The following is a 21,882-nucleotide window of genomic DNA, read 5'->3' as shown; positions in this document are numbered from 1 at the left end:
ATTGTCGCGCACCGCCACGGTCATTAGTTAGTCGTACTATGCATACATGTCCGAGTCCGCGCTCAGCCCCCGGCGACGGCTCCTGATCCTGGCCATCTGCTGCATGAGCCTGCTGATCGTCAGCCTGGACAACACCGTCCTCAACGTCGCGCTGCCCTCGATGCGCGAGGACCTGCACACCACCATCGCCGGAATGCAATGGACCGTCGACGCCTACACCCTCGTCCTCGCCTCGCTGCTGATGCTCGCGGGATCGACGGCCGACCGGATCGGCCGTCGCAAGGTCTTCAAGGCCGGACTCGTCCTCTTCACCCTCGGCTCCGTCCTCTGCTCGCTCGCCCCGAACCTCGAATCGCTCGTCGCCTTCCGCATGGTCCAGGCCGTCGGCGGCTCCATGCTCAACCCCGTCGCCATGTCGATCATCACCAACACCTTCACCGACCCGCGCGAGCGCGCCCGCGCGATCGGGGTGTGGGGCGGTGTCGTCGGCATATCGATGGCCGCGGGACCGGTGGTGGGCGGTCTGCTCACCGACACCGTCGGCTGGCGCTCGATCTTCTGGATCAACGTCCCGGTGGGCCTCGCCGCACTCCTCCTCACCTGGCGATACGTCCCCGAATCCCGCGCCCCGAGACCCCGCCGCGTCGACCCCGTCGGCCAGCTCCTGGTCATCGCGCTCCTCGGCTCCCTCACCTACGCGATCATCGAGGCCCCCGCGGTCGGCCTCCCCGCCGTCATCCCCTACGCCGTGCTCGCCGTCCTCGCCCTCGCCGGGCTGCTCCTGTACGAGCCCCGGCGCCGTGAACCCCTCATCGACCTGCGCTTCTTCCGCTCGGCGCCCTTCAGCGGGGCGACCGTCATCGCGGTCAGCGCCTTCGCGGCGCTCGGGGGCTTCCTCTTCCTCAACACCCTCTACCTCCAGGACGTACGCGGCCTGTCCGCCCTGCACGCCGGGCTGTTCATGCTGCCCATGGCCGCCATGACCTTCGTCTGCGCCCCGCTGTCCGGCCGGCTGGTCGGCGCCCGCGGCCCCCGCATCCCCCTGATCGTCGCCGGGGTCTCCATGGCGGCGTGCGGGCTGCTCTTCGCCGTCTTCCGGGCCGGGACGTCCACGGCGCTCCTCTTCACCGGTTACGTGCTCTTCGGGCTGGGCTTCGGCATGGTGAACGCCCCCATCACCAACACCGCCGTCTCCGGCATGCCCCGCTCCCAGGCCGGCGTGGCGGCCGCCGTCGCCTCCACCAGCCGCCAGACGGGCCAGACACTCGGCGTCGCGGTCATCGGCTCCGTCCTGGCGACGGGGGCGGGGGCGACGGGAGCCGGGGCGACCACGACCGCCTGGTGGATCATCACCGGCTGCGGCCTGTCCGTACTCCTCGTCGGCCTCGCCACCAGCGGCCCCTGGGCACGCGCCACGGCGGAACGCACCGCGCTCCGCCTGGAGTCGGCCGAGGCGCGCGTACCTGCCGACAGCCGCAGGTCCTGACCCCAGGCCGGAAAGCCGCACACGCACGAAACGGGCCCGGGTCGCCTGAGGCGACCCGGGCCCGTCCGTGTCCGCGAGGTGAGTGAGCGTCAGCTCTGGGCGTCGCCCTGGGCGTCCTGACCGTCCTGGTCGGCGGCCGAGGCGCCCTGGGCGCGCTCCTTCATCTTGCGCAGCAGTTCCTGCTTCTGGTCGGCGGACGCCTTGCGATCGGCGTTGCGCGCCGGGCCGTTGCCCTGCTGGTCGGCGCGGGACAGCTTCTTGCGCTGTCCGCCCACGCCGAGGAGGTTGTTACGGCTCTTGGCCACAGGGGGTTCTCCCGTCCTGGTGAGAAGTGATCCGGAATTCAGGTGATGGGGCGGGACGCGGCCGCCGCACTCTCACTCGTAGATCTGGAAGAAGGAGGACATGCGGGCGACGTTACCGCCCGGCGACGGAACACGGCATCCCATTTCTCGCCCCGCTCACCGCCTCGCCGACCGATCCGCCGTCCGACCCGCCGATCTCCATCGGATGACAAATATTGAAATCTGTCATCCGTCATGCCATAGTCGTCTCACGACCTCCCCCACCCCTCCCCCGAGGAGCCCCTCATGAGCACCTCCACCCCCACCCGCCCCCTCGGCACCACCGGTCCCCGGGTCTCCGCGCTCGGGCTCGGCTGCATGGGCATGTCCGCGCTGTACGGCGAGGCCGACCGGGCCGAGTCCATCGCGACGATCCACGCCGCCCTCGACGCCGGGATCACGCTGCTCGACACCGGCGACTTCTACGGCATGGGCCACAACGAGCTGCTGATCAACGAGGCCCTGCGCACCGCCCCGGCCGCCCTCCGCGAGACCGCGCTGACCAGCGTGAAGTTCGGTGCGCTGCGCGACCCGGACGGCGGCTGGTCCGGCTATGACGGCCGGCCCGCCGCGGTGAAGAACTTCGCGGCGTACTCGCTCCAGCGCCTGGGCACCGACCACATCGACATCTACCGGATCGCGCGGGTCGACCCCGGCGTACCGGTCGAGGAGACGGTCGGCGCCATCGCCGAGCTGATCGAGGCGGGCCATGTCCGGCACGTCGGCATGTCCGAGGTCGGGGCCGACACCCTGCGCCGGGCCGCCTCCGTCGCGCCGGTCTCCGATCTGCAGATCGAGTACTCACTGATCTCGCGCGGCATCGAGGACGAGATCCTGCCGACCGCCCGTGAGCTGGGCATCGGCGTCACGGCGTACGGTGTGCTGTCCCGCGGTCTGATCAGCGGGCACTTCACCAGCGACCGGCAGCTCGCGGCGAACGACTTCCGCGGCATGAGCCCGCGCTTCCAGGGCGAGAACCTGCGGCACAACCTCGACCTGGTCGAGCAGCTCCGCAAGATCGCCGAGCAGAAGGGCGTCTCGGTCGCCCAGATCGCGATCGCCTGGGTGCTCGCCCGCGGCGAGGACATCGTCCCGCTGGTCGGCGCCCGCCGCCGGGACCGGCTCGACGAGGCGCTCGGCGCGCTCGACGTCACGCTCGACGCCGCCGACCTGGACGCGATCGAGCGTGCCGTGCCGGCGGGGGCGGCGGCCGGGGCGCGCTACCCGGAGGCGCAGATGGCGCATCTGGACAGCGAGCACTGACAGGTACCGTCAATGCCATGTCCACCACCGAGATCCTGACCGCCGACCGCATCCTCGAAGCCACGGAGGAGGTGCTGCGTCGCTACGGCCCGGCGAAGGCCACGGTCGTCGATGTGGCGCGCGCCCTCGGGGTCAGCCACGGCAGCGTCTACCGGCACTTCCGGACGAAGGTGGCCCTGCGCGAGGCGGTCACCGAGCGCTGGCTCAAGCGCGCGGTGGCGGATCTGACCGGGATCACGGAGGGCGAGGGGCCCGCGGACGAGCGCCTGGAGCGCTGGCTGCGGGCCCTGTTCACCGCGAAGCGCCACAAGGCGGGCGACGATCCCGAGCTGTTCTCCACGTACGAGGTGCTGATCGGCGAGAGCAGCGGTGTCGTGGAGCAGCACGTGGAGGGCCTGGTCGACCAGCTCGCCCGCATCCTCGAGGACGGCGTACGGCGCGGGGACTTCGCCCCGCCCGCCGTCGACGTCCGTACGACCGCCCGCGCGGTCTTCGACGCCACCAACCGCTTCCACGATCCGGCGTACGCCGGGGACTGGGGGCGCGACGGGATCGACGACGCCTTCGACGCCACCTGCGCGCTGCTGCTGCGCGGGCTGCGGGCGTAAGCACGGAAAAGGCTCGGGACGGAAGAAGGCCGCCGGGGCGCACATCACATGCGCCCCGGCGGCCCTCGGCGTTGCTACCAGGTGTGCGCGACGTCCACGATCAGCTGGTCACCGGACTGGAGCACCCGGAACGGAAGCTTGGCGCGAACACCCAGGCCGACCTGGGTCTGCCCCTCGAAGCTCGCCCCGAACTTGGTGTCCTTGAACGTCTTGTATCCACTGATGTTGACACCCGGCAGGGGCTTCCCTGCCTGCCCCGCGTAGACCGGCTTCATGGTCGCCGGGTCGTAGCTCGGCGCGGACACGAAGATCTGCAGGATGGCGCCACCGCTGACCGGTATCAGGTCACCGGAGGCATCCTGATGGAACGCGTCGACGTAGCTGACGTGGTAGCCGACCTTGCCCGCCGCCGCCCCGGTGACGTCGAAGACCATGCGGTCGTAGCACGCGTTCTGGCCGGTCCGGATGTTCGTGAGCGGCTTGGACTGCGAGGCCGTCGACGACTTGAGGCCGCTGCCCCAGGCCGTCGAACAGGCCGCGGCCAAGGCACGCTGGCCCGCCTGGCCGCTCTCCGCCGCGCCCGCCGTACCGGCGCCCGCCACCCCGGCCGTGCCCACGAGTACGAGCGCAGCGGCCGCTGTCATCCACCGTCGCATGACTTACCTCCCGAATGAGAGCTGAGTAAAGCTTGCATGCGTGAGGACAGAGGCCTGTGGTGACACAGTTGCGCATGTGGTGGCTTTTGGCCAACAGGAACACGATGTTGTCGCAAAAGCGAAGCCCCCGGTTCCTTCCGAGGAACCGGGGGCTTCGTCCTGCAGGTCAGCAGCCAGGCGTCAGCAGCCGATGAGGCGGGTCGCGAGGTAGCCCTGGATCTGGTCCAGGGAGACGCGCTCCTGCTTCATGGTGTCGCGCTCGCGAACGGTGACCGCGTTGTCGTCCAGCGTGTCGAAGTCGACCGTGACGCAGTACGGCGTACCGATCTCGTCCTGGCGCCGGTAGCGGCGGCCGATCGCGCCCGCGTCGTCGAACTCGATGTTCCAGTTCTGCCGGAGGTCCGCCGCGAGGCCCTTGGCCTTCGGGGAGAGCTGCGGGTTGCGCGACAGCGGAAGGACCGCGACCTTGACCGGCGCGATGCGGTAGTCGAGGCGCAGCACGGTGCGCTTCTCCATCACGCCCTTGGCGTTGGGGGCCTCGTCCTCGTTGTAGCCGTCGAGGAGGAAGGCGAGCATCGTGCGGCCGACACCGGCGGCGGGCTCGATGACGTACGGCGTCCAGCGCTCCCCGGCCTCCTGGTCGAAGTACGTCAGGTCCTGGCCGGAGGCCTTGGAGTGGGCGCCGAGGTCGTAGTCGGTCCGGTTGGCGACACCCTCCAGCTCGCCCCACTCGCTGCCGCCGAACTGGAAGCGGTACTCGATGTCCGCCGTGCGCTTCGAGTAGTGCGAGAGCTTCTCCGCCGGGTGCTCGTACCAGCGCATGTTCTCTTCACGCATGCCCAGGCCGGTGTACCAGTTCCAGCGCTGCTCCATCCAGTACTCGTGCCACTTCTCGTCCTCGCCCGGCTTGACGAAGAACTCCATCTCCATCTGCTCGAACTCGCGCGTGCGGAAGATGAAGTTGCCCGGCGTGATCTCGTTGCGGAAGGACTTGCCGACCTGGGCGATACCGAACGGGGGCTTGCGGCGCGAGGTCTGCTGGACCTGGGCGAAGTTGGTGAAGATGCCCTGGGCGGTCTCGGGGCGCAGGTAGGCGATGGAGCCGGAGTCCTGCGTCGGGCCGAGGTGGGTGGCGAGGAGGCCCGAGAACTGCTTGGGCTCGGTGAACTGGCCCTTGTTGCCGCAGTTGGGGCAGTTGATGTCGGCGAGGCCGTTCGCGGGGACCTTGCCGTGCTTCTCCTCGTACGCCTCTTCCAGGTGGTCGGCGCGGTAACGCTTGTGGCAGGAGGTGCACTCGGTGAGCGGGTCGGTGAAGGTGGCGACGTGGCCGGAGGCCTCCCAGACCTCGGTCGCCAGGATCACCGACGAGTCGATACCGACGACGTCCTCACGCGAGGTGACCATGTAGCGCCACCACTGGCGCTTGATGTTCTCCTTGAGCTCGACACCCAGCGGTCCGTAGTCCCAGGCGGCCTTCTGGCCGCCGTAGATCTCGCTGCACGGGTAGACAAAGCCACGGCGCTTGCTCAGGTTGACGATCGTGTCGATCTTGTCGGCGGCCACGGTGCTCTCTTCATTACGACGACGGGCGAAGCGAATGCTTCAGATTACCGGCGGCCGCACCCCCGGGATCAAATCGGTGCCGGGATCGGCGGCCCATGGGCCTGGGGCGACCCTTTGTTGACAATCGTTTCCAGTTTTGTTGAAAATGAGAGTCATGAACGTACGACGCCTCATACCGTCCGCCACCATCGCCGGAGCAGCCGCTCTGTCGCTGGTGACTCTCTCCGCCTGCTCCGGCGCCTCCGACGCCACGAACGGCGAGAAGAGCGGCGGCAAGCTGGACGTGGTGGCGTCGTTCTACCCCATGCAGTATCTCGCCGAACAGATCGGTGGTGACCACGTCGCGGTCACCACCCTCACCAAGCCGGGCGTCGAGCCGCATGACCTGGAGCTGAAGCCCAGGCAGGCCTCCGAGCTCCGCCGGGCCGATGTCGTCCTCTACCTCAAGGGCCTCCAGCCCGCCGTCGACAAGGCGATCGACCAGGCCGGTGTCGAGAACACCGTGGACGCCGCCACCCTCACGAAGCTCGAGGACCACGCCGCGCACGAGGGCGAGTCCCCCGAGGAGCACGCCGACCACGAAGGCGAAGAGCACGGCGAAGAGCACGAGCACGAGGGCGCCGACCCGCACGTCTGGCTCGACCCGGTGAAGTACACCGAGATCGCCAAGGGCGTCGGCGCCTCGCTGGAGAAGGCCGACCCGGCCCACGCCGCCACCTACAAGAAGAACACCGAGGCGCTGGTCACCAAGCTGAAGGCGCTCGACACCAAGTTCTCCGGCGGCCTGAAGACCACCGGCACCAAGACCTTCATCACCACCCACTCCGCCTTCGCCTACCTCGCCGAGCGCTACGGCCTGGAACAGGAGGGCGTCGCCGGCGTCGACCCCGAGTCGGACCCGAGCCCCGCCCGGATCAAGGAGCTCCAGACCATCGCGAAGAAGGAGAAGGTCACCACCGTCTTCTTCGAGACGCTCGCCAGCGACAAGACCGCGAAGACCCTCGCCAAGGATGCCGACCTGAAGACGGACGTCCTGGACCCGCTGGAGGGAATCACGGAGAAGTCCAAGGGCGATGACTACATCGAGGTGATGGAGTCCAACCTCGCCGCGCTGCAGAAGGCTCTCGGCGCGAAGTGACGCACACATCCGGAGGCACCACCGTGAGCGAGCCCGTCGGCACCGAGCCCGTCATATCCGTCCAAGGGGCCAGGGCGACGCTCGGCTCGCGCCACGTGCTGCGCGGCGTCGACCTCACCGTCGAGCGCGGTGAGGTCGTCGCCCTGCTCGGCGCCAACGGCTCCGGCAAGTCGACGGTCGTCCGCTCGCTGATCGGCCAGGTGGCGCTCACCGGCGGGGAGGTCTCGCTCTTCGGCACGCGGCTGCGCCGCTTCCGCGACTGGTCGCGCGTCGGTTACGTACCGCAGCGCACGACCGCGACCAGCGGTGTTCCGGCCACGGTCCGTGAGGTGGTCTCCTCCGGCCGTCTTTCGCGTACGAAGCTGAAGTGGCCGTCCCGTCACGACAGGGCGGCCGTGCGGCACGCCATCGAGCTGGTCGGGCTCGCCGACCGGACGAAGGACTCGGTCAGCTCGCTGTCCGGCGGCCAGCACCAGCGAGTGCTGATAGCCCGCGCGCTGGCGGCCGAACCCGAGCTGCTGATCATGGACGAGCCGATGGCGGGCGTGGACCTGGCCAGCCAGGAGATCCTGGCGGCGACCCTGCGCGAGCAGGTCGCGGCCGGTGCGACGGTGCTGCTCGTCCTGCACGAACTCGGCCCGCTGGAGCCGCTGATCGACCGCGCCGTGGTGCTGCGCGACGGCTGCGTCGTCCACGACGGCCCGCCGCCGCAGGCCGTCGGCCAGCACGCGCTGCCCGGCCACGACCACGTACATCCGCACGCGGCCGACGAGCCGCTCCGCACGGGACTGCTGACCTGATCATGGAAATCCTCCAGGACCCCTTCATGCAGCGGGCGCTGCTGGCCGCCGTGCTGGTCGGCGTCACCGCGCCGGCCCTCGGCATTCACCTGGTGCAGCGCCGCCAGGCCCTGATGGGCGACGGCATCGGCCATGTCGCGATGACCGGTGTCGGCCTCGGCTTCCTGATGCAGGCCAACCCCGTGTGGATGGCGACGCTGGTGGCGGTCGTCGGCGCGATCGCGATGGAGCTGATCCGGGCGTACGGCCGGACGCGCGGCGACATCGCGCTCGCGATGCTCTTCTACGGCGGCATGGCGGGCGGCGTCCTGCTGACGAACCTGTCCGGCACCGGATCGAACGCCAACCTGGTCTCGTATCTCTTCGGCTCGCTGTCGACCGTCTCCGACGAGGACGTCACCGCGATCTGTCTGCTCGCCGGCTTCGTCCTGCTGATCACGGTCGGTCTGCGCAGGCAGCTGTTCGCGATCAGCCAGGACGAGGAGTTCGCGCGCGTCACGGGCCTTCCCGTGCGGGCGCTGAACCTGCTGGTGGCCGTGACGGCGGCGGTGACGGTCACGGTCGGGATGCGCGTCGTCGGCCTGCTGCTGGTCAGCGCGCTGATGGTGGTGCCGGTGGCGGCGGCCCAGCAGGTCACCCGCTCGTTCGCCGTCACGTTCGTCGCCGCTGTGGCGATCGGGGTCGCGGTGACCCTGTCGGGCACTGTCGCGTCGTACTACCGGGACGTGCCGCCGGGTGCGACGATCGTCCTGTTGGCGATCGGCGTCTTCGTGGTGCTCACGGCGCTGGCGACGCCGCTCGCCAGACGGCGCGCGAAGGCGCTGGAGACCGCCGAGGACGAATGCGATCTGGACCTCCCCGCCTCCGCGCGCGCGACCGACCGCGCAAGGGTCTGAACCGGGCCTGGCAGAATGGCCCGCGTCGGAGGAGCGCGGAACGAAGGAGGCACCTGTGGCGACGGCTGGACCCCCCGTACGCGGCCGGTCGACCCGGCAGCGGGCCGCGGTGTCGGCGGCGCTCGACGAGGTGGACGAGTTCCGCAGTGCGCAGGAGCTGCACGACATGCTCAAGCACCGCGGTGATTCGGTCGGCCTGACGACGGTGTACCGGACCCTGCAGTCCCTCGCCGAGGCCGGTGAGGTGGACGTGCTGCGCACGAGCGACGGCGAGGCGGTGTACCGGCGCTGCGAGTCGGGCGAGCACCACCACCATCTGGTGTGCCGCGTGTGCGGCAAGGCGGTCGAGGTCGAGGGCCCGGCGGTCGAGCAGTGGGCGGAGACGATCGCCTCGCAGCACGGCTATGTGAACGTGGCGCACACGGTGGAGATCTTCGGTACGTGCGCGGAGTGCGCGGCAGCGGCCGGGAACTGACCCGGCCTGACCCGGCCCGACCTGACCCGGCCTGACCGGGCCTGACCCGGCCCAGCCTGACCTGCCGGACTAGCCTGTCCGGCCGCTGCCGCCGGGCACTACCGCTTGTCGCGACGTCCGTTGCGACCGGTCAGCGACTCCCTGACCCGTTCCGCCTGTACCTCGATGTCCCGGAGTACGGCGGGGTTGTGTGTCCTGTTGCGGAACAGGTCCACCATGTCGTCCATCGTCCGCCTGGCCCGCCCGAGGTCACCCGCCCTGGCCTCCATCCGGGCACGGCGTTCCATCACCCAGCCCAGAGTGATGTTGTCGACGCCCCGGTCCGCCAGTGTGGCGTCGACGACCAGGTTCAGGTTCCGGATGCTCTCGTCGGGGTCGGCGGGCCTCATGGTCAGCCTCTTGTCGGAGCTCAGGTACTTGAAGTCCCGGGAGGCGTTGGCGCCCTTGACCAGCTGTGGATAGACGGCGAGCGGGTGGTCGGCGTACCGGTCGAGCACCTCGTCAAGAGCCGCGTTCCCGGAGCTGAGCGCCTGGCTGTCGGAGCCGAGCAGGTAGAAGAGCATGCCCTGCTCGTCGCCCATCATCAGCTCGGCCACGCTCTCGTCCTCCTCCGTACGGGGCGAGCGGACCGTCATGTGGTGGACCTGGGAGAGCACCCGGGAGCCGTCCGAGGCGATGTACTGGGCGCGCACCTGGTACCGGCCGGGCTGCTGGAAATACAGGCCGTCCTTGCCGTAGCCGATGTAGAAGCTCTCGTAGATCGCCGGCCGCTCGGCGTCCAGCCGGACGTCCGCGTCCCCCTCCACGCAGCGCGTCAGCGGTGGCCGGTACAGCCTGGTCTCGCCGGAAGGGCCGCTGATGGCGATGGCGACGAAGCCTTCCTCGGGATCCAGCCGCCCGTGGGTGGTGCGCCCGCGCTGGTCGGTGGTGGACAGCTTGAGTTCGACCACGACCGGCTGGCCGAAGCGGAAGGTGCTGTCGGAGCGCAGCTCCAGGGCGAGGCCGGAGTTGTCGGCCACGGGATCGGCGAAGAGGTCCGCGTCGACCTCGGCCGCGCCCACCTGGAACCGGTTCCCGCCCATGACCACGTCGCGGTAGAAGCCGTGCCTCAGGTGGATGAGCTCGCTCTCCGTGTACTGGAACGGGAACGCGGCCCAGTAGGCGGCCAAGCCGCCGGGTGCCGGCGGCGGGGGCCGGAAGTCCTGTGCGTAGTTCATCCATGACAGGTCGCCCAGACCGCCGTTGGGGCCCAGCGGCTGCGGCGGCACGGCGTTGTCCTTCTGCCACGAGTGCATCAGGTTGAAGGCGTGGCCCAGCTCGTGCACGTACGTACGCAGCTGTGCCCGTTGGCTGGCCGGGTCGGACCCCTTGATCTTGTCGTGAAAGACCGCGCAGCCTTGTCTCTGGACGGCTCCGGTGAAGTCGAACATGATCCCCCGGGTGGTGTCCGACACATGAGAGGTGGCCACCAGCAGCCACGCCTGCCACTGGGGCGCGTCACGCCAGAGGCTGAAGTGGTTGACCATCGCGTTGTGCAGCTCGGCGTTGTCCCACCTTGCGTCCGCTCCGGCGCCCGTGGTGTCGACGACGTTGGGCACCCCCGCGATCTGCACCTCGATCCCGGCCTCCTCGTACGCCTTCGGCACCGTCAGGATGCGCGCGGGGCTCCCCTGGGGCCCCGGCAGCGAGCCGGTGTCGTACGAGATGAAGGGCACGGTCCCGGCGACGGAGTCCTGCTCCAGCCGCAGGCTGCGGAAGTGCGGGGACACGAACGAGCACGGGAACGTCGACGTCGGGTTGGTGGCCGAGGCACCCGCCAGGAACTGCACGGTCGCCAGGCCCGGCCGTGGCGGGATCCCGGTCCCGCGCGGAATGGTCACGCGCACGTGCCGTGACGCGACGGGGAAGCTGAACCTCCCCGTTCCTTCGAGCTTCACCACCCCGGCCTCGGAGGTGACCGTCGGCGCCTCGACCACGAAGGACCCGACGTAGCTGGTGGTGGCGCCGGTGGTCTGGAAGAAGTCGCCGCTCACCCGCATGGTCGGCCGGAAGCCGTCCACGTCGACGCGCAGCTCCAGCTGGTGTTCCGCACCGGCGCTGCGATAGCGGCCGCGCACCAGGCGGGGTGTGCTTTCCGCCGCGTCCTTGAGCGCGATGTGCGCTTCCAGCTGCGCCACCTTCGCCTGGAGCCAGGCCGTCTGTTCCGGCCCTTGGGGCGTTGTGGAGGCCGCCTCCGTCAGCTGTTCGACTTCGGACGGTCTGATCAGGTCCTCGACCTCGTACACCCGGGCCGGCTGAGCCTGCCCGTCGAGTGACGTGGGGTCCGCCATGACTGCCATCGTTTGTGCTCCTCCGCTCGGGCACCGGGCCCGTCGTGTCGGCCTGGCAGTCCCAGCCGAGCACGGCGGCAGGGAACCGTCACGCCGAGCGCCCCTGTTGGGGTGGCGCCGGCCGTACGGTTCCCTGCCGTGAGGTCGTGCGGAGTGCGGGGTGTGGAGTGTGGGGTTACGCGGTCTGCGGGTCCGGGTCCTTGCCCTGCATCGCGAGCAGCTCCTCGTTCGGGATCGCCCCGCCGAAGCGCCGGTCGCGCTGGGCGTACTCCAGACAGGCCCGCCACAGGTCGCGGCGGTCGAAGTCGGGCCACAGCACGTCCTGGAAGACCATCTCGGCGTAGGCGCTCTGCCAGATCAGGTAGTTGGAGGTGCGCTGCTCGCCGCTCGGGCGCAGGAAGAGGTCCACGTCCGGCATGTCCGGGTAGTACAGGTACTTCGCGAGGGTCTTCTCCGAGACCTTCGACGGGTCGAGCCTCCCCGCCTTCACGTCCTCGGCCAGGGCCTGTGCCGCGTCGGCGATCTCCGCGCGCCCGCCGTAGTTCATGCAGAAGTACAGCGTGAGCTTGTCGTTGTCCGTGGTCTGCTCCTGGGCGATCTGGAGCTCCTTGGCCACCGACTTCCACAGCTTGGGCATCCGTCCCACCCAGCGGACACGGATGCCGAGCGCGTCGAGCTGGTCGCGGGTCTTGCGGATGAAGTCACGGTTGAAGTTCATCAGGAAGCGCACCTCGTCCGGCGAGCGCTTCCAGTTCTCGGTGGAGAAGGCGTACAGGGAGATGCTCCCGACGCCCATCTCGATCGCGCCCTGGAGGACGTCCAGCACCCGCTCGGCGCCGACCTTGTGCCCCTCGGTGCGCGGCAGGCCGCGGTCCTTGGCCCAGCGGCCGTTGCCGTCCATGACGATCGCGACATGCTTGGGCACCAGCTCGCCGGGGATCCTCGGCGGCCTGGCCCCGGACGGGTGCGGCTCGGGGGCCTGGTACTCGCGGCGGGAGCGTCCCAGGAATCCGCGTACTGCCATGCGCTTTCGTCTCCGATCTCGGTTACTTCTCTACGTACCGCAGTGAGCGCAGGCCGCGCTCCAGATGCCAGTGCAGATAGGCGGACACCAGCCCGCTGCCCTCCCGGACGTGGCGGTCCTCGGCCGCTTCCGCCGTGTCCCAGTCGCCGGTCAGCAGGGCACTGAGCAGACCGATGGCCTCAGCAGAGGGTACGACGCTGCCGGGCACCCGGCAGTCGGCGCATATGACTCCGCCGGCGGCGACGGAGAAGAAGCGGTTGGGCCCGTGGATGCCGCATCGCGCGCAGTCCCCGAAGCTGGGCGCGTAGCCGTTGACGGCGAGGGAGCGCAGCAGGAACGCGTCGAGGATGAGGTGCGGGGGGTGCTCTCCGCGCGAGAGGGTACGCAGCCCCCCGACGAGCAGCAGGTACTGCTGGACGGCCGGCTCGCCCTCGTGGTCGGTGAAGCGCTCCGCCGTCTCCAGCATGGCGGTCCCGGCGGTGTAGCGGGCGTAGTCGGTGACGATGCCGCTTCCGTACGGTGCGATCGTCTCGCTCTGCGTGCAGAGCGGCAGCCCGCGCCCGACGAGCTCGCTGCCGCGCGCGAAGAACTGCACGTCCACGTGCGAGAAGGGCTCCAGCCGGGCGCCGAACTTCGACTTGGTCCGGCGTACGCCACGGGCGACGGCGCGGACGCGGCCGTGGCCGCGCGTGAGGAGGGTGATGATGCGGTCCGCTTCACCCAGCTTCTGGGTGCGCAGCACGATGCCGTCGTCGCGGAACAGGCTCATGGACCCATTCTCCCGTACGGGGAGGGCGCGCCGGACCCTCCGGGCCCCATCAGGCCGCGCGAGGACGACGAGGTCGTCGACCGTGCTCAGCGGGGGACGTTCAGCATGGGGCCGCCGCCGTATCAACGCGGCGGCCTTCTTCCCGCCACCGGGAGCGGAACATCTTCTGATCCATGCCGGCGTGCCTACCGGGGCCCACACTCATGCCGGTGAAGCTTCCGGTCCGGCCCGGGGCGGAGCCCCGTCCCCGCCGGTACGGTACGAGGACCTACCTCATCCGCACCGGAGGCCCTCTTGAGCGCACAGCCTGATGGCCCGTACGGGCCGCTGATCCCGATGCCCGACCTCACTCCCGATGCCTTGCGGGCGGCGGTCTCACGGATCGCTCCGAGCCGCCTCCCCGCGCTCACCCAGCACCTCTTCGAAGCGACGACCAACGCGCAGCAAACGCAGAGCCTCGCCCCACTGCGAGCCTTCGTACACTCCTGGGCCGTATTCGTCGCGATCGAACGGCATCCACAGCGTGCCTCGCGCCTGCGGGAGCTGGAACGCATCGTGGACGCGGGTGAGCAGGACCCGACGGACGCAATTGCGGAGATCGGCCGAATCCGCGAGGCAGCGGAGGCAGAGGCCGGCCTGTGAGCGACTGGACCTGGGACTACAACCCGACCGAGGAATACATCACCAAGGGGCTGCCCCCAGGAGTGGTCGCCGAGGTGGAACGCCTGACCACCGAGCTCGCCGCGCTGGGCAAGGACTCGGTCAGGGTCGGCAGACCGTTCGACCGCGAGGGCGGGTTACGGGAGTTCGACATCCTCGGCGGACGCGGCTTCATCAGCTTCCTGCCCGTCCCGCGCCACGAGTGCGTCTACATCTGCAACATCACCTGGTACGGCTGACGACGTCCGGCGACGGCGCCTCGCCCCGGCTGCGCGCGTTCGCGTAGGCCGCCGCGCCGGCGGCGCGGCGCGGATGCGGGCACGCCACCAGCGCCCGGTCAGCTCCCGCAGGCACATCCGGCGGTGGTGCCGCAGCAGCCGTCGGGGGCGGCGTCGGCGCTCTTGCCGAGGGTGTCGGCATCGGCCTTGACGACGTAGACCTCCCAGGGCTCCTTGCCGGGCCCTGTCACCCACACCTTGTCCTGAAGGGCGTAGCAGCAGGAGGTGTCGGCCTCCTCGAAGGTCGCCAGGCCGGACTCCTTCAGTCGCTCGGTGGCGGCGGTGGCCTCTTCGGTGGAGGCGACCTCGACGCCGAGGTGGTCCAGGCGGGTGTCCTCGCCGGCCTCGCCCTCGATCAGGACGAGCTTGAGCGGGGGCTCGGCGATCGCGAAGTTGGCGTAGCCCTCGCGGCGCTTGGCCGGTTCGGTGCCGAAGAGCTTGGAGTAGAAGGCGATCGACCCTTCGAGGTCGGCGACGCGCAGGGCGAGCTGGACACGGGACATGGCGGTCTCCCATCCGGGATTCTTCTTGTTTCGACATCTGTCGATACAGTCGACCTTGCCACCGGATTAGATGACTGTCAACATAGAGAAATGTCGAAACAAGCTGGCCTGCCGGTGCTCGGACAGGACGACGACGCGGTGTGCTGCGCGCCGCTGGTCCGCGAGCCCCTGGGCGAGGAGGACGCGGCCGAGCTGTCGCGGATGTTCAAGGCGCTGTCCGACCCGGTCCGGCTGCGCCTGCTGTCGCTGATCGCCTCCCATGAGGGCGGCGAGGCGTGCGTGTGCGACCTGACCGGCCCGTTCGACGTATCCCAGCCGACGATCTCCCACCACCTGAAGGTGCTGCGCGAGGCCGGTCTGGTCGGCTCCGAGCGGCGGGGGACGTGGGTGTACTACTGGGTGCTGCCCGAGGCCCTGGCGAAGCTGTCCGCCCTGCTCCAGATCCCCGCCGCCGCGCCCGCGAAGGCCCTCGCGTGAGCGGCGAGGCGCCGCTGGCGCGGCGGGCGGCCGTCGAGGCGCTCGGCACGGCCGCGCTGGTCGCGGTGGTGGTCGGCTCCGGCATCCAGGCCACCGAGCTCACCCGGGACATCGGGGTGCAGCTGCTGGCCAACTCCCTGGCCACGGTCTTCGGCCTGGGCATGCTGATCGCGTTCCTCGGGCCCGTGTCCGGGGCCCACTTCAACCCGGCGGTGACGCTCGCGGCCTGGTTCACCGGCCGCGGGACCGGGGACGGCCCCGCACTGCGCGACGTCGGGGCGTACGCGGCGGCCCAGGTCACCGGCGCGATCGGCGGTGCGGTGCTCGCGGACGCCATGTTCGGCAGGCCACTGGTGCGCCTGTCCACCCATGACCGCTTCGCGGCCCACCTGTGGCTGGGCGAGGTCGTCGCCACCGCCGGGCTGATCTGGCTGATCTTCGGCCTGACCCGGGTCGGGCGGGCGCAGCTCGCGCCCCTGCTGGTCGCCTCCTACATCGGAGCCGCGTACTGGTTCACCTCCTCCACCAGCTTCGCCAACCCGGCGGTGACGATCGGCCGCGCCTTCACCGACACCTTCGCCGGTATCGCCCCCTCCTCCGTGGCACCGTTCCTCGCCGCCCAGCTCGTCGGCGCCGCCGTCGGCCTGGTCCTGGTCGCGATCAGCTTCGGCCGCCGCCCGGACACCGCGACACCGCCGAAGGGCGCGACCGCCCGCTCCTCCGAAGAAAGCTCCTCCGAAGAAAGCGCCCTGACCTCATGACCACTTCCGCCGTTCCCAATGTGCTGTTCGTCTGCGTGCACAACGCCGGCCGGTCCCAGATGGCCGCCGCCTTCCTCACCCACCTCGGCGGCGACCGCGTCCAGGTCCGCTCGGCCGGCTCCGCCCCCGCCGACGCCGTGAACCCGGCGGTGGTGGAGGCCATGAAGGAGACCGGCATCGACATCTCGGCCGAGACCCCGAAGGTCCTCACCACGGAGGCGGTGCGGTCCTCCGACGTGGTCATCACGATGGGGTGCGGCGACGCCTGCCCGTACTTCCCCGGCAAGCGGTACCTGGACTGGACCCTCGACGATCCGGCCGGGCAGGGCGTCGACGCGGTCCGCCCGATCCGCGACGAGATCGAGCGGCGCGTCCGGGGCCTGCTGACCGAACTCGGCATCCCGAGTTCTTGACGCAAGGGGCTGCTCGCTCAGCCGGTGGCGGCGCCGAACCACAGCGGCAGTCGGCCGAGCAGATCCTGCTGATCGTCACCCACCCACGCCACATGTCCGTCCGGCCGCAACAGTACGGCCGGTACGTCCAGTTCCTCGCTGACGTCGACGACGTGGTCGACCCGGTCCGCCCAGCCCTCCACCGAGAGCCGGCCGGTCTGGTCGAGCAGCAGCCCGCGCCCGCCGTGCATCAGCTCGTACAGGCGGCCCCGCTTCAGCTGCACGTCCCGCATCCGTCGGCCGAGCAGTTCATGGCCCTCACCGAAGTCGTACCGGACGCCGACCGCCGTGATCATCTCGGTCATGTACCGGTTCACCTCCTCGAAGTCCATCAGCTTCGAGAACAGCCCCCGCAGCGCCGTCGCGCCCGGATCGGCCCCCAGCAGCGTGATCTGCGCGCGGGTGTTCTCCAGTACGGCGGCGCCCACCGGGTGCCGTTCGGCGTGATAGGTGTCCAGCAGCCCCTCCGGCGCCCAGCCGCCCACCGCGGCAGCCAGCTTCCAGCCGAGGTTGAACGCGTCCTGCACGCCGAGGTTCAGCCCCTGCCCACCGGTCGGCGGGTGGATGTGCGCCGCGTCGCCGGCCAGCATCACCCGGCCGACCCGGTAGCGCTCGGCCTGCCGGGTCGCGTCGCCGAACCGGGACAGCCAGCGCGGCGAGTGCACGCCGAAGTCGGTCCCGGCGAACGCCCGCAGCTGCTGCTTGAACTCGTCGAGGGTCGGCGCGGCCCGGTCCTCGGCCACCCCGTCGGCGGGCACGACGACGCGGTAGAACCCGCCCTCGATGGGGGCGAGACCGAACCGCAGCTGGGTCTTGTGGACCTCCGCGACGGCGGCGGAGATCGTCGCCTGATCCGCGGTCGCCTGCATCTCGCCCAGCAGCGTCTCGACCTTGGCGGGCTCGCCGGGGAACCCGACGCCGAGCAGCTTGCGCACCACACTGCGGCCGCCGTCGCACCCGACGAGATAGCGCGAGCGCAGCTCCGTGCCGTCCGCCAGCCCGACGGTCACCCCCTCCTCGTCCTGGCTCAGCCCGACCACTTCGCAGCCGCGCCGGATCTCGGTTCCGAGTTCGAGGGCGCGCTCGTTGAGCAGCCGCTCGGTGACCGGCTGCGGGGTGGCGACGCCGAAGGGGTGGGCCGTGTCCACCTGGTCGGGCCACGGCTTCATGATGCCGCCGAACAGACCCCCGACCGAGAACTTCTCGTTCACCGCGAGGAACCGGTCCAGCAGGCCGCGCTGGGCCATCACCTCCACACTCCGCGCGTGCAGGCCCTGCCCGCGGGACTGCTGGGTCGGCTCGGTCAGCTTCTCCAGTACGACCACGTGCACCCCGTGCAGACGGAGCTCGCAGGCCAGCATCAAGCCGGTCGGTCCGCCACCGGCCACGATCACGTCGATCATCAAATCAAACACCCATTTCCGCAGGTCCAGGCTTTGAGATCAGTGATTCTGCGGCACGACCGGGGCCTTGCCGCAAGCCCCCCGGTGCGCTATAGGTTGAGAGTGGCAAGGAGTGAGTGACCTCCTTGCCTTTGCTTTTTCCCCCGCCCGCTCACGGCACCTCGCCCCGGCTGCGCGCGTTCGCGTACGCCGTCGCCGCGCTCAGCCGCTCGGCGGCGGTCGCGATGCGCAGTATGTCGGGGGCGCAGTCCCATTCCCGGCCGCCGCCAAGCGGTCTGAGCTGCGCGTACGGGCCCTCGTAGCCCATCAGGCGGCCAACACGCCCCGTATCCGTGTCGATTACGTACGCCCCCACGGGCGGTGTCGTCGTCATCGGTCGGCGGCCTCCTTCGGCAGGGCGGCGACCATGCGCCGGGCGGTCTCGATGTTGCAGCGGCCCAGATCGACCAGCACGCGCGCGTCCTCGCCGGCGTACGAGACGGGATCCAGGCCCAGCGACGGCAGGGTCACACCGGCGCGGGCGAGAGCGGTGCGCAATTGGGCCACGACGGCTTCGGCTTCTTCGAGGTTTCCCATTGTTTCCATGAACTCATGTCTCCTCGGTCCATTGGATTAGTTTTCCCCCTTCTCGGTACGAGTGTGAAGACGCCGCCCTAGGATCGTCAGCCATACGCACGCAACAACTGCTCGGCAGCACAAAGGAGTTAATCCATGGCCAACGCAGGCAGGGGGCGAGGGACCGGGTCGAGCCAGAGGGCCTGGGAGTTCTTCGGGCAGGAACTCAAGGCGAGGCGGGAGGCGGCGGGGCTGACACAGCGGGAACTGGGGATGCGGGTATTCGTGTCCGGGGCATACATCGGCCAATTCGAACAGGCCATTCGTAAGCCGCAGAAGGATGTCGCGATCCGGCTCGACGAGGCGCTACAAACCGACGGTATTTTCGAGCGGATGTGGCGAAAGCTGATCGCGAAGTCGCCGTACGCGGATTACTTCGCGGAGGTGGCGGAGCTGGAGGCACTGGCGACGAAGATCTGCGAGTTCGCGCCGTCGGCCGTGCCGGGGCTGCTCCAGACCGCCGAGTACGCGCGGGCGGTCACGATCGCGGCCAACCCGTTCGCCGCCGAGGAGTACGTGGAGGAGAAGGTCCGGTCCCGGATGGACCGGCAGCAGATCCTCAAGGACGCTACAAGGCCCGAGTATTGGGCGACGCTGCATGAAAACGTGCTGCGCGTCCCGGTCGGCGGCCACGCCGCGATGGCCCGGCAGCTGGACCACATCGCGGCGGCGATCCGCGAGCGCAAGGCGCTGGTGATGGTGATCCCGCGCTCGGTGGGGGCCCATGCGTCCATGAACGGGGCGTTGAAGCTCATGGAGTTCGAGGACGCTCCGCCAACCGCCTATACAGAGACCTCGTTTTCGGGGACTCTGCTGGACGATCCGGCTGTGGTGAAGCGGGCACAGCGCGCCTACGATCTGCTCAGGGTCGCCGCGCTGTCGCCGGCGGCGTCCCTGGCCCTGATCGAATCGGCGGCGGAGGAACACAGACGATGCGCAAGTACGACCTGAGCACCGCCCGCTGGTTCAAGAGCAGCTACAGCAACGGCGAGGGCGGCGACTGCGTCGAAGTCGCGTACGACTTCCCCGGCGCCGCCCCCTGGCGTAAGAGCACGTACAGCAACGGTGACGGCGGCAGCTGCGTCGAGGTCCTCGACAACGTCCCTGGCGTCGTCCCCGTCCGTGACTCCAAGGTCCCCTCCGGACCCGTCCTCGTCGTGAACGCCCCCGCGTGGGCCGCCTTCATCGACGGAGTCGTCACGCGCTGAGCTTGCGGCGGATCTCGGCCTCCCGTACGTGGTCGCCGAGGTCCGCGTACACCGCCGCCGCGCGGTGGTACTCCGCGTCGGCGGCCGCCTGGTCGCCCTGCGCGAGCAGGTTGTCGCCGATGGCCTCGGCCGCCGCCGCGACGCCCTTGCCGTAGCCGACGCGGTCGAACGTGTCCAGCGCGGCACGGTGGTAGACCGCGCCCGGACCGTACGCGCCCCGGCGTTCCTCCAGGTAGCCGAACTCGCGCAGGGTCCAGCCCTCGCCCACCGGGCGGTTCTGCCGGCCGTAGAGGGCGAGTGCGGCGCGCAGGCTCCGCTCGGCGGCCGCGAGGTTGCCGGTCTGGACGTACGCGGCACCCAGGTGGCGTTCGGCGTCGGCGCAGCGCGGGAGGGCGATGACCGCCGGTTCGAGGCAGGCGATCGCCTGGTCGGGGCGGCGGCGGTCCATGTGGAGCGCGCCCAGGCTGCTGAGGATCTCCGCCTCGCACCTCGGCCGGTGCAGGGCGCGACAGACGTCCAGGGCCGTACGGAGCTCGCGCAGGGCCTCGTCGTATCGGCCCGCCTTGTGCAGGGCGTCGCCCAGGAGCCGGCGGGCCTCCATCTGGTCGGCGCGGGTGTCCGCCCGTTGCTGCACAGCTATGGACATCCGCAGATGGTCTATCGCCCGGTCGTAGCGGCCCTCGCGGGCGTACGCCTCGCCCAGGCAGCGCAGGGCCTGCGCCGCGCAGCCGTTCTCGCCCGACCGGCGGGCCGCGTCGAGGACCGCCGACCACATCGCGATACGCGCGACCTGACTGGGCTCGTCCCGCAGGCGGACCTCCGCCGTCGCCGCCAGGCGATACGTCGCGGCATGGAGGCCCTCGCGCACTCCCGCGCGGACGAGGAGGGGGATGGCGGCGGGGTCCACCGGGTCGGCGGCGAGGAGGCGTTCGAGGGCGGCGCGGCGGTCGGCGGGGGAGACGTCGGCTTCGAGGCGTTCGGCGGCGAACCGGCGGATGAGGTCGTGGATGCGGTACGTGTCGCGGCCCTCGGGACGTATGAGCTGGGCGGCGGCGAGGCGCTCCAGACCCACACGGGCCGCTCGCTGTTCCCAGTCCGCTGCCGCCGCCGCGACGGGGACCGTGAGGCGCAGACAGGGGTAGGCACCGAGGCTGCGGAAGAGGTGGCGGTCGGAGTCCGCGAGGGCGGCGTAACCGGTCTCGAAGGCGGCGCGGATGGCGAGGTCGCCGATGCCGAGGGCCGCGAGGCGGGCGCGCTCCGCGGCGACCCGGTCCGCGGGCTGGCCGGAGGCTGCGGCGATGCGGATCGCCAGCGGCAGCAGGTCGCTGTCCGGGGGCGCGACGGTGGGTGGCTTGTGCCCACCCGCCGCGGCCCACAGCAGGGGGGCTTCCTGCGGCGTGAGGGGGGCCAGGGTGAAGGAGGCCGCCCCGGGGAGGTCCAGGGAACGCGCCGTGATCAGGGTCAGGCACTGCTCCCCCGCCGGGAGCAGCGGGGCGACCTGGGCCGCGTCGGCCGCGTCGGCCAGAACCACCAGGATGCCGCGCCGGGCGGTACGGCCGCGGAAGCGTGCGGCGAGGGCCGGAGTATCGCCCCGCTGCTCCTCCTCGGACGCCCCGAGGGCGGCGAGGAAGCTCGGCAGCGCGTCGCCGTGGTCGGTGCCGAGGTCGGCGTACAGCTGGCCGTCCGGGAACCGCGGGCGCAGTTCGTCGGCGAGGCGGAGGACGAGCGAGGACTTGCCGACACCGGCCGGGCCGGTGACAACGATGGCGCGATGCCCGTCGTCGACGAGGCGGCGGAGTTCCTCCAGGTCTCCGGCGCGGCCCGTGAAGTCCCGTACGGGAGAAGGGAGTTCGGGCGAATCGGCAGGGGCGGCGGAAGCGGTGTCCGGATGGCCCGCTCCAGGCCTGCGGGCGCGGGCGCGACGCAGGGCGACCAGGGCCGCCCCGATGGTCAGGACGCCGAGGGCGACCGCGAGCAGCACGGTCGGCAGACTCAGTCCCGCAGCCAGCACGACCGTCGCACGACTCCCCCGCACAGTCCCCCCGTCCACCTTGCGGTACGCGTGCGCCCATTGTGGCGCACGCGACCAGGCTCGCACGGTACCGGCGAGCTCCGGACGAAGATCACAGAATTTGCGTCACCGTGAGATGAGCGTGTGTCACTAACGGTGAGA

25 protein-coding genes are annotated in these 21,882 nt (G+C 70.4%); 14 read left to right on the top strand and 11 right to left on the bottom strand.

Annotated features, from left to right (window positions below; translation table 11 throughout):
- Nucleotides 1-46 precede the first annotated feature (46 nt).
- Complete coding sequence (locus ABT342_RS05085) at nucleotides 47-1,486, top strand: MFS transporter (RefSeq protein ID WP_351567161.1); 1,440 nt, start codon at nucleotides 47-49, stop codon at nucleotides 1,484-1,486.
- 89 nt (nucleotides 1,487-1,575) lie between these two features.
- Here the strand turns inward: ABT342_RS05085 and ABT342_RS05080 are convergent, their stop codons facing one another.
- Nucleotides 1,576-1,791: a DUF6243 family protein gene (locus tag ABT342_RS05080; protein WP_351567158.1), complete on the bottom strand. Its 216-nt coding sequence runs from the start codon at nucleotides 1,789-1,791 to the stop codon at nucleotides 1,576-1,578.
- A gap of 285 nt (nucleotides 1,792-2,076) precedes the next feature.
- Between ABT342_RS05080 and ABT342_RS05075 the strand changes: the two genes are divergently transcribed.
- Nucleotides 2,077-3,093 (top strand): aldo/keto reductase, encoded by a 1,017-nt coding sequence (locus ABT342_RS05075; RefSeq protein ID WP_351567155.1) that lies wholly within the window; start codon nucleotides 2,077-2,079, stop codon nucleotides 3,091-3,093.
- A 17-nt stretch (nucleotides 3,094-3,110) separates the two neighbouring features.
- Entirely contained in the window at nucleotides 3,111-3,701 is a 591-nt protein-coding gene (locus tag ABT342_RS05070; protein WP_351567152.1) for a TetR/AcrR family transcriptional regulator, read from the top strand.
- 74 nt (nucleotides 3,702-3,775) lie between these two features.
- On the opposite strand, the gene ABT342_RS05065 is transcribed toward ABT342_RS05070, so the two are convergent.
- Nucleotides 3,776-4,357, bottom strand: coding sequence for an AMIN-like domain-containing (lipo)protein (locus tag ABT342_RS05065; protein WP_351567149.1), 582 nt, complete (start codon nucleotides 4,355-4,357; stop codon nucleotides 3,776-3,778).
- Nucleotides 4,358-4,537: 180 nt separating this feature from the next.
- A complete protein-coding gene (locus ABT342_RS05060; RefSeq protein WP_351567146.1) occupies nucleotides 4,538-5,920 on the bottom strand; it encodes a glycine--tRNA ligase in 1,383 nt (460 codons plus the stop codon).
- 154 nt (nucleotides 5,921-6,074) lie between these two features.
- Between ABT342_RS05060 and ABT342_RS05055 the strand changes: the two genes are divergently transcribed.
- From ABT342_RS05055 to ABT342_RS05040, 4 genes are read left to right on the top strand one after another with little or no spacing between them, the layout of a single operon-like run.
- On the top strand, nucleotides 6,075-7,058 hold the full coding sequence (locus ABT342_RS05055; RefSeq protein ID WP_351567143.1) for a metal ABC transporter substrate-binding protein: 984 nt from the start codon (nucleotides 6,075-6,077) through the stop codon (nucleotides 7,056-7,058).
- A gap of 23 nt (nucleotides 7,059-7,081) precedes the next feature.
- Nucleotides 7,082-7,858: a metal ABC transporter ATP-binding protein gene (locus ABT342_RS05050; protein WP_351567140.1), complete on the top strand. Its 777-nt coding sequence runs from the start codon at nucleotides 7,082-7,084 to the stop codon at nucleotides 7,856-7,858.
- A gap of 2 nt (nucleotides 7,859-7,860) precedes the next feature.
- Nucleotides 7,861-8,754 carry a metal ABC transporter permease gene (locus ABT342_RS05045; protein WP_351567137.1) on the top strand — a complete coding sequence of 298 codons (894 nt, stop codon included), beginning with the start codon at nucleotides 7,861-7,863 and terminating at the stop codon, nucleotides 8,752-8,754.
- Nucleotides 8,755-8,809: 55 nt separating this feature from the next.
- Nucleotides 8,810-9,229, top strand: a complete 420-nt coding sequence (locus ABT342_RS05040) for a Fur family transcriptional regulator (RefSeq protein ID WP_351567131.1) — start codon at nucleotides 8,810-8,812, stop codon at nucleotides 9,227-9,229.
- A gap of 98 nt (nucleotides 9,230-9,327) precedes the next feature.
- On the opposite strand, the gene ABT342_RS05035 is transcribed toward ABT342_RS05040, so the two are convergent.
- The 3 genes from ABT342_RS05035 to recO all read right to left on the bottom strand — a co-directional run bounded on the left by ABT342_RS05035 (nucleotide 9,328) and on the right by recO (nucleotide 13,352).
- Nucleotides 9,328-11,568, bottom strand: coding sequence for a hypothetical protein (locus ABT342_RS05035; RefSeq protein WP_351567128.1), 2,241 nt, complete (start codon nucleotides 11,566-11,568; stop codon nucleotides 9,328-9,330).
- Nucleotides 11,569-11,734: 166 nt separating this feature from the next.
- Nucleotides 11,735-12,583 carry an isoprenyl transferase gene (locus ABT342_RS05030; protein ID WP_351567125.1) on the bottom strand — a complete coding sequence of 283 codons (849 nt, stop codon included), beginning with the start codon at nucleotides 12,581-12,583 and terminating at the stop codon, nucleotides 11,735-11,737.
- Nucleotides 12,584-12,605: 22 nt separating this feature from the next.
- Nucleotides 12,606-13,352, bottom strand: coding sequence for a DNA repair protein RecO (gene recO, locus ABT342_RS05025; RefSeq protein WP_351567122.1), 747 nt, complete (start codon nucleotides 13,350-13,352; stop codon nucleotides 12,606-12,608).
- Between the two features lie 294 nt (nucleotides 13,353-13,646).
- On the opposite strand from recO, the gene ABT342_RS05020 reads away from it, so the two are divergent.
- Complete coding sequence (locus ABT342_RS05020) at nucleotides 13,647-13,994, top strand: DUF6247 family protein (protein WP_351567119.1); 348 nt, start codon at nucleotides 13,647-13,649, stop codon at nucleotides 13,992-13,994.
- Complete coding sequence (locus ABT342_RS05015) at nucleotides 13,991-14,251, top strand: hypothetical protein (protein WP_351567116.1); 261 nt, start codon at nucleotides 13,991-13,993, stop codon at nucleotides 14,249-14,251. The genes ABT342_RS05020 and ABT342_RS05015 overlap by 4 nt, the downstream gene beginning before the upstream one ends.
- A 98-nt stretch (nucleotides 14,252-14,349) precedes the next feature.
- Here ABT342_RS05015 and ABT342_RS05010 read toward each other — a convergent pair whose 3' ends face one another.
- Nucleotides 14,350-14,793 (bottom strand): ArsI/CadI family heavy metal resistance metalloenzyme, encoded by a 444-nt coding sequence (locus tag ABT342_RS05010; RefSeq protein ID WP_351567114.1) that lies wholly within the window; start codon nucleotides 14,791-14,793, stop codon nucleotides 14,350-14,352.
- A 90-nt stretch (nucleotides 14,794-14,883) separates the two neighbouring features.
- Here ABT342_RS05010 and ABT342_RS05005 point away from each other — a divergent pair, with 90 nt between their 5' ends.
- Genes ABT342_RS05005 through ABT342_RS04995 form a run of 3 tightly spaced genes read left to right on the top strand, consistent with a single transcriptional unit; the run spans nucleotide 14,884 to nucleotide 16,444 of the window.
- Nucleotides 14,884-15,270, top strand: coding sequence for an ArsR/SmtB family transcription factor (locus ABT342_RS05005; RefSeq protein ID WP_351567111.1), 387 nt, complete (start codon nucleotides 14,884-14,886; stop codon nucleotides 15,268-15,270).
- Nucleotides 15,267-16,031: an aquaporin gene (locus ABT342_RS05000; protein WP_351567108.1), complete on the top strand. Its 765-nt coding sequence runs from the start codon at nucleotides 15,267-15,269 to the stop codon at nucleotides 16,029-16,031. Before ABT342_RS05005 ends, ABT342_RS05000 begins: the two co-directional genes overlap by 4 nt.
- Nucleotides 16,028-16,444, top strand: coding sequence for an arsenate reductase ArsC (locus ABT342_RS04995; RefSeq protein WP_351567105.1), 417 nt, complete (start codon nucleotides 16,028-16,030; stop codon nucleotides 16,442-16,444). The genes ABT342_RS05000 and ABT342_RS04995 overlap by 4 nt, the downstream gene beginning before the upstream one ends.
- A gap of 17 nt (nucleotides 16,445-16,461) precedes the next feature.
- On the opposite strand, the gene rox is transcribed toward ABT342_RS04995, so the two are convergent.
- From rox to ABT342_RS04980, 3 genes are all read right to left on the bottom strand, one after another.
- Nucleotides 16,462-17,886 carry a rifampin monooxygenase gene (gene rox, locus ABT342_RS04990; RefSeq protein WP_351567102.1) on the bottom strand — a complete coding sequence of 475 codons (1,425 nt, stop codon included), beginning with the start codon at nucleotides 17,884-17,886 and terminating at the stop codon, nucleotides 16,462-16,464.
- Between the two features lie 151 nt (nucleotides 17,887-18,037).
- Nucleotides 18,038-18,259 carry a hypothetical protein gene (locus ABT342_RS04985; protein ID WP_351567099.1) on the bottom strand — a complete coding sequence of 74 codons (222 nt, stop codon included), beginning with the start codon at nucleotides 18,257-18,259 and terminating at the stop codon, nucleotides 18,038-18,040.
- Nucleotides 18,256-18,462, bottom strand: coding sequence for a hypothetical protein (locus tag ABT342_RS04980; protein ID WP_351567329.1), 207 nt, complete (start codon nucleotides 18,460-18,462; stop codon nucleotides 18,256-18,258). Before ABT342_RS04980 ends, ABT342_RS04985 begins: the two co-directional genes overlap by 4 nt.
- Before the next feature lie 135 nt (nucleotides 18,463-18,597).
- Between ABT342_RS04980 and ABT342_RS04975 the strand changes: the two genes are divergently transcribed.
- Both ABT342_RS04975 and ABT342_RS04970 read left to right on the top strand, forming a co-directional pair.
- A complete protein-coding gene (locus ABT342_RS04975) occupies nucleotides 18,598-19,452 on the top strand; it encodes a helix-turn-helix domain-containing protein (protein WP_351567096.1) in 855 nt (284 codons plus the stop codon).
- A complete protein-coding gene (locus tag ABT342_RS04970; RefSeq protein ID WP_351567093.1) occupies nucleotides 19,434-19,709 on the top strand; it encodes a DUF397 domain-containing protein in 276 nt (91 codons plus the stop codon). The genes ABT342_RS04975 and ABT342_RS04970 overlap by 19 nt, the downstream gene beginning before the upstream one ends.
- On the opposite strand, the gene ABT342_RS04965 is transcribed toward ABT342_RS04970, so the two are convergent.
- Entirely contained in the window at nucleotides 19,699-21,720 is a 2,022-nt protein-coding gene (locus ABT342_RS04965) for a tetratricopeptide repeat protein (RefSeq protein ID WP_351567090.1), read from the bottom strand. The genes ABT342_RS04970 and ABT342_RS04965 overlap by 11 nt on opposite strands.
- Nucleotides 21,721-21,882 lie beyond the last annotated feature (162 nt).

The sequence above is a fragment of the Streptomyces sp. NPDC000410 genome, from assembly GCF_040300305.1.
In the GTDB taxonomy this organism is placed as follows: Bacteria; Actinomycetota; Actinomycetes; order Streptomycetales; family Streptomycetaceae; genus Streptomyces.
Note: the sequence above shows the minus strand (reverse complement) of the source record. Positions and strands in the feature narration are given on the sequence as shown.

Coding starts and splice junctions, on each gene's coding strand:
- ABT342_RS05085 (WP_351567161.1), top strand. CDS start 47: ATGTCCGAGTCCGCGCTCAGCCCCCGGCGACGGCTCCTGATCCTGGCC.
- ABT342_RS05075 (WP_351567155.1), top strand. CDS start 2,077: ATGAGCACCTCCACCCCCACCCGCCCCCTCGGCACCACCGGTCCCCGG.
- ABT342_RS05070 (WP_351567152.1), top strand. CDS start 3,111: ATGTCCACCACCGAGATCCTGACCGCCGACCGCATCCTCGAAGCCACG.
- ABT342_RS05065 (WP_351567149.1), bottom strand. CDS start 4,357: ATGCGACGGTGGATGACAGCGGCCGCTGCGCTCGTACTCGTGGGCACG.
- ABT342_RS05055 (WP_351567143.1), top strand. CDS start 6,075: ATGAACGTACGACGCCTCATACCGTCCGCCACCATCGCCGGAGCAGCC.
- ABT342_RS05045 (WP_351567137.1), top strand. CDS start 7,861: ATGGAAATCCTCCAGGACCCCTTCATGCAGCGGGCGCTGCTGGCCGCC.
- ABT342_RS05035 (WP_351567128.1), bottom strand. CDS start 11,568: ATGGCAGTCATGGCGGACCCCACGTCACTCGACGGGCAGGCTCAGCCG.
- ABT342_RS05030 (WP_351567125.1), bottom strand. CDS start 12,583: ATGGCAGTACGCGGATTCCTGGGACGCTCCCGCCGCGAGTACCAGGCC.
- recO (WP_351567122.1), bottom strand. CDS start 13,352: ATGAGCCTGTTCCGCGACGACGGCATCGTGCTGCGCACCCAGAAGCTG.
- ABT342_RS05010 (WP_351567114.1), bottom strand. CDS start 14,793: ATGTCCCGTGTCCAGCTCGCCCTGCGCGTCGCCGACCTCGAAGGGTCG.
- ABT342_RS05005 (WP_351567111.1), top strand. CDS start 14,884: ATGTCGAAACAAGCTGGCCTGCCGGTGCTCGGACAGGACGACGACGCG.
- ABT342_RS04995 (WP_351567105.1), top strand. CDS start 16,028: ATGACCACTTCCGCCGTTCCCAATGTGCTGTTCGTCTGCGTGCACAAC.
- rox (WP_351567102.1), bottom strand. CDS start 17,886: ATGATCGACGTGATCGTGGCCGGTGGCGGACCGACCGGCTTGATGCTG.
- ABT342_RS04985 (WP_351567099.1), bottom strand. CDS start 18,259: ATGACGACGACACCGCCCGTGGGGGCGTACGTAATCGACACGGATACG.
- ABT342_RS04980 (WP_351567329.1), bottom strand. CDS start 18,462: ATGGGAAACCTCGAAGAAGCCGAAGCCGTCGTGGCCCAATTGCGCACC.
- ABT342_RS04975 (WP_351567096.1), top strand. CDS start 18,598: ATGGCCAACGCAGGCAGGGGGCGAGGGACCGGGTCGAGCCAGAGGGCC.
- ABT342_RS04970 (WP_351567093.1), top strand. CDS start 19,434: ATGCGCAAGTACGACCTGAGCACCGCCCGCTGGTTCAAGAGCAGCTAC.